Here is a 663-nt window from a genome sequence, read left to right on the forward strand (position 1 = left end):
GTGCTCTGCGCCCGGCGGGCGGGCGGAGTGCTGACCGCCGCCTCCGCGCTGCACCTGCTCGCCCTGACGCCCGCGCAGCTGACCACGGTGCTGCCGAGCCTGGCGCTGCTGGTCGTCTCGGCGCTCGTGCAGCTCGCGCCCGGCCGATCGGTCACGACCGGGACGAGGGCCGTGATCCTGGGATCCGCGCTGGACGTCGCGGCGCTCGTCGCGTTCCTCTCGCCGGACGTCGACGCCTCCCTCCGAGCCGTCCTGAGCGGGATCACGATGCTCACCTCGATGGCGCTGCCGTGCGCGATGCTCGCCGTCGGCGCCTGGCGGGGCCTGCCCTGGGCCGCGGTCCTGGCGCTGCTCCCGGTCCTGGTCCTCGGGGCGGCGACGACGGGGGCGTCCGGGCGCGCGCCGTTCGTCCTCCTCTCGATCGTCGTCTGCTGGGCCCTGCTGCTGACGGCCGCCCGCTGGCTCGCGGGCAGCGTCGCGCGGGCCCACGTCGGCACGGCCCGTCTCCGGAGGGCCCACGACGCCGAGCGCCGCTCCAGCGAGACCGAGTCGCGGCACCGCGCCGACGCGCGGCTCATGCACGACACCATCCTGGCGACCCTGACGCTCGTGGCCCATCGGGGCGAGGGAGTGCCGGCTCCGGTGCTGCGCGACCGGGCGGCG

1 pseudogene is annotated in these 663 nt (G+C 77.1%); it reads left to right on the top strand.

Annotated features, from left to right (window positions below):
• A pseudogene (locus C5C74_RS17640) lies at positions 1 to 663 on the top strand (hypothetical protein); the annotation flags it as partial.

It is taken from the genome of Rathayibacter sp. AY1E8 (assembly GCF_002931415.1).
GTDB lineage: Bacteria > Actinomycetota > Actinomycetes > Actinomycetales > Microbacteriaceae > Rathayibacter.